Source organism: uncultured Agitococcus sp. (assembly GCF_937920075.1).
Lineage (GTDB): Bacteria > Pseudomonadota > Gammaproteobacteria > Pseudomonadales > Moraxellaceae > Agitococcus.
In genome coordinates, this window is record NZ_CALETI010000250.1 from 1 (window position 1) to 8966 (window position 8966).

The 8966-nt window shown below is 40.7% G+C and carries 7 protein-coding genes; all 7 read right to left on the minus strand.

Annotated features, from left to right (window positions below):
• A partial coding sequence (locus Q0212_RS08665; protein WP_297924564.1) for an aldehyde dehydrogenase family protein occupies positions 1 to 630 on the minus strand: 630 nt, incomplete at its 3' end.
• A 30-nt stretch (positions 631 to 660) separates the two neighbouring features.
• Positions 661 to 1095, minus strand: a complete 435-nt coding sequence (locus Q0212_RS08670) for a thioesterase family protein (RefSeq protein ID WP_297924566.1) — start codon at positions 1093 to 1095, stop codon at positions 661 to 663.
• Between the two features lie 12 nt (positions 1096 to 1107).
• A complete protein-coding gene (locus Q0212_RS08675) occupies positions 1108 to 2262 on the minus strand; it encodes an iron-containing alcohol dehydrogenase (protein WP_297924569.1) in 1155 nt (384 codons plus the stop codon).
• A gap of 184 nt (positions 2263 to 2446) precedes the next feature.
• The gene (gyrB, locus tag Q0212_RS08680; RefSeq protein WP_297924571.1) at positions 2447 to 4876 is read right to left on the minus strand and encodes a DNA topoisomerase (ATP-hydrolyzing) subunit B; all 2430 of its coding nucleotides are present in this window, start codon (positions 4874 to 4876) and stop codon (positions 2447 to 2449) included.
• Positions 4877 to 5059: 183 nt separating this feature from the next.
• Positions 5060 to 6136, minus strand: coding sequence for a DNA replication/repair protein RecF (gene recF, locus Q0212_RS08685; protein WP_297924573.1), 1077 nt, complete (start codon positions 6134 to 6136; stop codon positions 5060 to 5062).
• A 16-nt stretch (positions 6137 to 6152) separates the two neighbouring features.
• Positions 6153 to 7307, minus strand: a complete 1155-nt coding sequence (gene dnaN, locus Q0212_RS08690; RefSeq protein WP_297924575.1) for a DNA polymerase III subunit beta — start codon at positions 7305 to 7307, stop codon at positions 6153 to 6155.
• A gap of 20 nt (positions 7308 to 7327) precedes the next feature.
• Positions 7328 to 8659, minus strand: a complete 1332-nt coding sequence (gene dnaA / locus Q0212_RS08695) for a chromosomal replication initiator protein DnaA (protein WP_297924577.1) — start codon at positions 8657 to 8659, stop codon at positions 7328 to 7330.
• Between the last annotated feature and the right edge of the window lie 307 nt (positions 8660 to 8966).

Here is an 8966-nt window from a genome sequence, read left to right on the forward strand (position 1 = left end):
ACGACTACACGGTAAAATTGAAAATGCACCTTGAGGCAAATCAGTTTCGGCCAATACTTCACCTATCAGCAAAGCACCAATTGGCGTTAAGCTTGCTGGCTTCAACACAAAGGGGCATCCAGCGGCAATGGCTGGCGCAATTTTGTGGGCAGCTAAATTAAGCGGAAAGTTAAACGGACTGATAAACGAACACACACCCACAGGTACACGTTTAGTCATACCACGATAACCTTTGGCACGCGCACTGATTTCTAAATTTAACACTTCACCATTGATTCGAGTTGCTTCTTCTGCCGCCACTTTAAAGGTGTCAATCAGTCGTGTAACCTCGCCACGTGCATCTTTAATCGGTTTACCTGCCTCGACACACAAACTATAGGCCAACTCATCAGCACGCTGTTTAAACCGCTGTACACAGTGCTCTAGCACTTGCTGGCGATGATAAGCAGGCAATTGTGCCATTGCATGTTGTGCATTAACCGCCGCGCTTAAAGCCTGATCTATCGCCTGTTCATTGGCTAAGGCAACGTGTGTCACCACCTGACCTGTATATTTGTTGGTAATCGCTAAATCTTGATTAGCATAGACTGCTTGATTAGCCAAATAGTAAGGATACGCAGAGTTAAGCATTATTGAATCCTAAGTTTTAATTTTGTTGTTTTAGGCTTTAATTCTTTCTAAGGCTTTGCGAATCATATCAGGAATAGGCACTGATTTATTCGTTTGTTTATCGACAAAAACATGGACAAAATGACCATCCGCCACCGCCACATCCTCACCTTCTTTAAAAATGGCTAAACCATATTCCACCGAAGATACACCCAAACGATTAACTCGCAAGCCACCTTCTAACTTATCAGGAAAAGCGACAGGCGCATAATAATTACAACCAGAGTTAACTACATACCCCACTACCTGATCAGTATGAATATTTAAATGTCCATATTCAATTAAATAGGTATTGGCCACAGTATCAAAATAGCTATAGTAAGTGACATTGTTAACATGGCCATAAATATCATTATCACTCCAACGGGTGGTAATTGGTGTAATAAAGGCATAGTCAGTGCGTGTTGACGGTTGTGGATGTGGCATATATTTTTCTCGCTAATAGGCTGCCTGATAAATGGCTAAAGCATCTGCTTCACTTAGCTCTCGTGGATTATTGATTAATAAACGCTGTTGCAACATGGCATCTTTCGCCAACATTAGCAAATCTGACTCAGGCACATTCACTTGACGTAAACGGCTTGGCAACTTAATTGCGTGAATTACCGTTTGTAGCGCATCAATAAAATACTCAGCTAAGGTCATTGGTTTAGCTCGCGCATAAGGATTAATAACATTAGCCAATTGGGCATACAAGGGATATGCAGCAGGTAAATTAAAATGCAACACATGCGGTAGCACTAAAGAATTACTTAAGCCATGTGAAATATGATAATGACCACCTAAGGGATAGGCTAAAGCATGGACTGCGGCAACAGGTGCATTAGCAAATGCCTGCCCTGCTAACATTGCGCCAAAGAGCATGGCTTGACGTGCTTCAAGGTTAGAGCCATCTTCAACAGCGGTGACAATATGACGAGACAACAAACGTAATGCTTCACACGCTAAAACGTCTGAATAAGGGTTTTTACGAAGTTTACTGGTATACGCTTCAATCGCATGCACCATCGCATCCACCCCTGTTGCAGCGGTGACTGCCGCTGGCAAACCGACTGTTAACTCAGCATCCAACAAGGCGATATCGGCTAACAATAATGGTGAAACAATCCCCTGCTTAGTGGTTTCGCCTGTAGTAATAATCGCAATCGGCGTAACTTCAGAACCCGTACCAGCAGTGGTTGGAATTTGAATTAATGGTAAGCGTGTACCTTGGGCATTGCCAACACCATAGACCTGTTGTAGCGTTTGGCTAGAATGGGTTAGTAAAGCAATCACTTTAGCAACATCTAAAGAACTGCCGCCGCCTAAACCAATTACACCATCAATACCTTGTTCTTTGGCAAATGCCAAGCTTTGCTCAACGACTGACTCTGGTGGATCAGCTACTACGTCGGTATACACCACGCTGCTAATACCAGCCTCTGTTAAACTCGCTAAAGCAGGTTCAATTAAACCAGAATTGACAATACCATTATCGGTCACAATTAACGCGCGTGTTATTCCCAGTTGACGCGCACTTGAGCCTAATTGGCGACGACAAGAACCTAAACCATTAATCACGGTTTTAACACTAGAAAAAGAAAAATCCTGCATGACGACATCCCTCTGTAACAATGTGGTTTAATTATTTTTTCCACATTAATAATAGCTAATGCTTATTGTTTTAGTATGAAATTAGTGTGCCGATATTACTCTAATTTTTACTATTTTGCAGACACAAAAAAAGGACTTTTCAGTCCTTTTTTGTGTCAAATAACTCAACAAATGTGTGATTTAATTAGACATCTAAATTAGCCACCATTAATGCGTTTTGCTCAATAAAGTCACGGCGAGGTTCAACCGCATCACCCATTAAACAGGTAAACATTTGGTCAGCACGAATCGCATCTTCAATGGTCACACGCAACATACGGCGATTATTAGGATCCATTGTCGTTTCCCACAATTGATCAGGATTCATCTCACCCAATCCTTTATAACGCTGAATAGCGTTACCACGACGAGACTCTTGCATTAACCATTGCCAGACTTGCTTAAACTCACTGACTAATAGCACACGCTCACCACGTTTAATATATGCGCCCTCCTCTAGCAAGCCTGCGATCTTAGCGGCCAATTGCGCAATACGACGATACTCATTAGAAGCGAAGAAGTCATAATTCAAACGATAGGTATGAGGCACGCCATGTGCGACCATTTCTATTTGCACCACAAAACGATGTTGTTCGGTATCTTCAATCGTCTCCACCAAGAAACGTTGGCTTGGATCAGCTGCACTCGTTAACACTGTTTGCAACTTACTTGCCCATGCCTCAACCGTTGCTTGTTCACCCAAAGTTTCACTATTCAGTGCAGGCAATTTTAATAGTTGCTCAAGTAATACATCAGGATAAACGCGACTCATACGACGAATCGTGCCTTGTACACTACGATACTCAGCCAATAACTCCGCTAAAGCAGTGCCCAATACAGGTGGCGCAGATGGGTTAACATATAACGCTGCATCGTCTAATGCAGTATCCGTGAGATACACTTCTAGCGCATCATCATCCTTAATATATTGCTCTTGTTTACCACGCTTCACTTTATACAACGGCGGTTGAGCAATATAAATATAACCACGTTCCAATAACTCAGGCATTTGTCTAAAGAAGAAGGTCAACAACAAAGTACGAATATGTGAACCGTCAACGTCAGCGTCGGTCATGATAATAATTTTATGATAACGCAATTTGTCTGGATTATATTCCTCACGGCCAATACCACATCCTAACGCGGTAATTAGCGTGCCAACTTCTTGCGAGGATAACATCTTATCAAAACGAGCTTTTTCGACATTCAAGATTTTACCTTTTAACGGCAAAATCGCTTGCATTTTACGGTTACGACCTTGCTTAGCTGAACCACCCGCAGAGTCACCCTCAACGATATATAATTCAGATAATGCAGGATCTTTTTCTTGGCAATCGGCCAATTTACCCGGTAACCCAGCAATATCTAAAGCACCTTTACGGCGGGTCATTTCACGCGCACGACGAGCTGCTTCACGCGCTCTTGCGGCTTCAACAATTTTAGCAACAATAGATTTAGCAGCCGCTGGATTCTCTAATAAATACTCTTGTAAACGTTCGTTCATGGTTGACTCAACCACAGGACGCACTTCTGAAGAAACTAATTTATCTTTGGTTTGACTAGAGAATTTAGGATCTGGCACTTTAACCGACACAATCGCGGTTAACCCTTCTCTTGCATCATCGCCCGTTGGCGAGACTTTTTCTTTTTTCAGAACATTTTCACTTTCAATATACTGGTTAAGAGTACGTGTTAATGCGCCTCTAAAGCCTGCTAAGTGTGTACCGCCATCACGTTGGGGAATGTTGTTGGTGAAGCAAAAAATATTTTCTTGATAACCATCATTCCACTGTAATGCCACTTCAACACCAATGCCACTGTCAGTTTGCACATTAAAATGAAATACTTTATTTAAGCTAGTTTTATTGGTATTTAAATAATCAACAAACGCCGCCAAGCCACCTTCGTAAGCAAAAACATCTTGTGCACCTGTACGCTCATCTTTTAAAACAATACGTACGCCAGAATTTAAAAATGATAATTCACGCAAACGCTTAGCTAAAATATCATAGGAAAAATGGATATTGGTAAAGGTTTCTGCACTTGGCCAAAAGCGTACTTCTGTACCACGACGTTCAGTCTCCCCTATTTCACGTAAGGGATATTGTGGCTCACCGTGTGAATAATCCTGCTCATAAACTTTACCATTACGACGAATAACCAAACGCAAACGCACTGATAAAGCATTAACTACCGATACACCCACGCCATGCAAACCACCTGATACTTTATAAGAGTTTGTGCCATCTTCCGCACCAAACTTACCGCCCGCATGAAGAATCGTCATAATCACTTCAGCAGCAGACACCCCTTCTTCAGGATGAATATCAACAGGAATACCACGACCATCATCGGTTACGGTAATAGATTCATCCGCATGAATAATCACATTTACTTCACTACAGTAGCCTGCTAATGCTTCATCAATCGCATTATCGACCACCTCAAAAACCATATGATGCAAGCCTGAACCATCGTCAGTGTCACCAATATACATGCCTGGACGTTTGCGTACGGCATCTAAACCACGCAACACCTTAATACTAGAAGAATCGTAATTATTACCGTCAGTCATGTTTTTTCCTCAAAAAACCAATAACATCACCGTGTTTAGAGTGATGCTGTCATCTGCTTTACCTATTTAGGCCTTACGCGATTATCGCTTATTTGGCCACTAAAGATTCTCTTTCAATGTTTTAGCTCACTGAGCCAATCAATAAAATATCTATATTCGACTTCTTAGATAAAGACTTATTCTCTACCCATATTGCAACAAAACTTCACCTTGTTCCACGTGAAACAATTTTGCTTGACCATCCAATGCCAATAAAGTTGGCCATATATCGTCGGCTTCAACTGCCGTAATCAACATTTGCGCCCCCAACTGATGCAACATTGCTAAAAGGCGACTACGTGCTTGTTTATCTAGTTCAGATGATAAATCATCCAACAAAACCACACATTTTTTCTGATAGGTATTTAAGTAAGCCACTTGTGCCAACTTTAATGCACACACCAATAACTTACGTTGGCCTCGTGATAATACCGCTTCAGCCAAACCCAATTCCGTTTTTATTTGTACATCTGCGCGTTGCGCTCCAATTTGGGTAAAGCCTCGTTGTTTATCTTTTTCTCGACTTTCAGCCCAAAGAGTCTGCAAATTTTGCTCAACATCAAAACCCACAATATACTCTATCGTTAATTGATATTGAGGTAATAGTATAGCACAAGCCTGCTGTACAAAATTCAACCAACCCTCAAATACTCGCTGACGCATCTGGTGCAAGCTTTGCGCATTTGTTGCTAACTCTTGCTCCCAAACTTGCCACTCTAAATCATCAACTTTATCTTTTTTTAACAAGGCATTTCGCTGCAATAATGCGCGCTGATAACGCTGCCATGTTGTAAAAAAATTTTGTTCCACGTGAAACACTAGCCAATCTAATAATTGTCGCCGTGGTTTTGTACCTGAATCTAATAAAGCCATAGATTCAGGATCAATTAATTGCACAGGTAAATCATAAGTAAGCAGTGCCATATTTGCGACAATTTGTCCATCACGCTTAAGTATTTGACTTCCTTCAATATTTTTTAAAATACCTAGTTGCTGTCCCTGATTTAAACGACTAAATATTGTGCATTGCTCTTGGCCATGCTGAATAATCTTACGAATTTGATGACTACGGAAAGATTTCCCCATGGCCAATAAATGTACAGACTCCAAGATAGAGGTTTTTCCACTGCCATTATCACCATAAAACAAGTTCAATCGTGACAATGACAGCGAACAAGGACGCAAATTGCGCACCCCTGTTATCAACAGTCTATCTAACACTTTTATATATTACCATTTATAGGCGCATTGGCATAATAACATACAAAGCATCTTGGCTATCTGTTTCTTGTACCAACATTGATGCATTAGAATCACTCAAGATCATTTTGGTGTTTGTACCTTGCAAAACACCTAACACATCAATTAAATACTGAACATTAAAGGCTATTTCTAACTCTTCACCATTATACTCAACAGCTAATTCTTCACGCGCTTCTTCTTGTTCAGGGTTATTCGCCTGAACGCATAACTCATTGTTTTTTAACAAGAATCTTACGCCTTTATACTTCTCATTTGTCAAAATTGAAGCACGTTGTAACGCTTGTTTAAAATCTTCGTGGCTAATTAACACAATTTTATCACCACCACGTGGTAAAACACGTTGATAGTCTGGGAATTTGCCATCAATCAATTTAGAGGTAAAAGACACAAAGCCCTCAACCGAAGCTTCTTCATCTTTTTTCTTGGCGGAGTTAATTGGCAAGGTCACTTGCAAATGGTTATTACCAAAGGTTAAGTGTAATGCGCTATCGTCATCACTCAACAAACGCTGTAACTCTTGTACACCCTTACGCGGCACAATGACTTGAATCTTGTCTGTAGGCACGGTTTCAGCTTGGGCATCAAATAACGCTAAGCGGTGACCATCGGTTGTCACAGCCCGTAATTGGTTGTTGGTAACTTCAAACAACATGCCCGTTAAATAATAACGTACATCTTGTTGCGCCATGGCAAAGGCGGTTTTTTCAATTAAACGCTTTAAATTACCTTGGCTAATGTTTAAGGAAAATGCACCTGCATCTTCTTCTAAACTGGGGAAATCTTGGGCAGGTAATGTTGCCAATGAAAAACGACTACGCCCCGATTTAATCAATAATTTATTTTCATCTAAACTTAATTCGATATTGGCAGTGACGGGTAATGATTTGCAAATATCTAATAATTTACGGCAGGGAATAGTAATTTCACCTGCTTGGACAAATTGCTCTGCGGTTAATTTTTGCGTGGCAACTAATTCAACTTCTAAATCCGTTCCTGTAAAAGAAATTTCGTCTTCTGTGACACGTAATAATACATTGGCTAAAATCGGCATGGTGTGTTTTCTTTCTACAACACCTGCAACCTGTTGTAAGGGTTTTAATAATTGGTCTCGTGCCATGGATAATTTCATAATGCTATCCTCGTAAATAATTAACCGTGTAATGAACGGATTAAATTGTGATAATCTTCGGCGACTTCTTTATCCAATTTACGTAACTCATCGACTTTGTCACAAGCGTGAATTACGGTCGTATGATCGCGTCCCTCAAAGGCAGCCCCAATATCTGGATAACTCTCACCCGTTAATTCACGAGCTAAAGCCATGGCTATTTGTCTAGGCCGTGCATAAATACGGGTTCGTTTATGTCCCGTTAATTCTCGTAAAGGGATTCGATAATATTCAGCAACCATTTTCTGAATACTGTCGATATTCACTTGCCGAGCACGTACGGCTAATACATCTTTTAATGCGTGTTTAACGATATCAATATCAATTGCACGCCCTTGAAAACGAGCTGTTGCAATCACTTTATTTAATGCACCTTCTAATTCACGAACATTAGCCTGAATATGTTGTGCAATAAATAACGCCGCAGGTTTTGGTAAATCCATTTTATTAACTTCAGCCTTTTTTCTTAAAATCCCCACACGAGTTTCTAAATCAGGCGGATCTAACTGCACCGTTAATCCCCAAGAAAATCGAGATTTTAATTGTTCATCTAAATCTGGAATTTCTTTAGGATAACGATCTGAGGTTAAAATAATCTGTCCGTTATTCTCTAAAAGGGTATTAAAAGTATAAAAAAACTCTTCTAAACTTGCGCCTTTACCTGCTAAAAAATGAATATCGTCAATTAATAATAAATCTAAATCCCGACAGGATTTTTTAAAATCATCAATCGCACCACGTTGCAATGCCGATACAAAACCGCCGACAAATTTTTCGGAGGTTAAATACAACACTCGCGCATTTGGCTTTTTTTCCATTAGTGCATGACCAACAGATTGCATCAAATGTGTTTTTCCTAAACCAGTAGCCCCATACAAAAACAAGGGGTTATGGTGTGTATCTGCAGGACTTTCCATGACTGCCTGACACGCCGCATAAGCCAACTGGTTGCCTTTACCTTGAACAAAATTGGCAAAGGTAAAGCCCTCGTTAAGGTTTGGTTTAGGTCTTTCCACCACCACTGGCGGCGGGGGAGGGGAGGGGGGGGTAGCTCTTGGTGCTTCCTCAGCACGCATAAACTTCGTCCCAACCTCCAAAGTCACCTGTGCAATACGGCCTTCACTAAAATCAGCCGCTAATAAGCGAATACGCTCTAAGTATTTTTCAGCAATATGTTTACGAAAAAAAGGATTTGGTGCCAGCAAACGTAAATGTGTGTCGCTTTCTTCGACCTGCAGTGGGCGAATCCACATGCCAAACAGATTCGCAGGCATTTCGTCTTGCAGACGTTCAAGACACAGCGTCCAGATCATCATGCGCCTCCAATGCCGTTAAAAAGGCTGGTCATTGTACGCAAGCTGAAGTCATTTGTCAGCTCAAAAAATAGCAAAAAAAATGTAAAAAATTACAAAAGCAACCTGTGGATAACTCTGTGGATAAGTGCTGTGGATAACTTGCGATTTTCTGTGGATAACTATGTGGATAACTTTTTACCCCAAAAGTTATCCACATTTTGTCCACAGGGTTATCCACAGGTCATGTATTTGTTTTTAAATGAAAAAAGTGACTTATCCACAGAAAATCGTGTTTTCCACTATAAATTCCTTATTTATAAATTTA

Bases quoted from the DNA above. Each gene is read 5' to 3' on its own strand.
- Q0212_RS08670 (WP_297924566.1), bottom strand. From the start codon at position 1,095: ATGCCACATCCACAACCGTCAACACGCACTGACTATGCCTTTATTACA.
- Q0212_RS08675 (WP_297924569.1), bottom strand. From the start codon at position 2,262: ATGCAGGATTTTTCTTTTTCTAGTGTTAAAACCGTGATTAATGGTTTA.
- gyrB (WP_297924571.1), bottom strand. From the start codon at position 4,876: ATGACTGACGGTAATAATTACGATTCTTCTAGTATTAAGGTGTTGCGT.
- dnaN (WP_297924575.1), bottom strand. From the start codon at position 7,307: ATGAAATTATCCATGGCACGAGACCAATTATTAAAACCCTTACAACAG.
- dnaA (WP_297924577.1), bottom strand. From the start codon at position 8,659: ATGATCTGGACGCTGTGTCTTGAACGTCTGCAAGACGAAATGCCTGCG.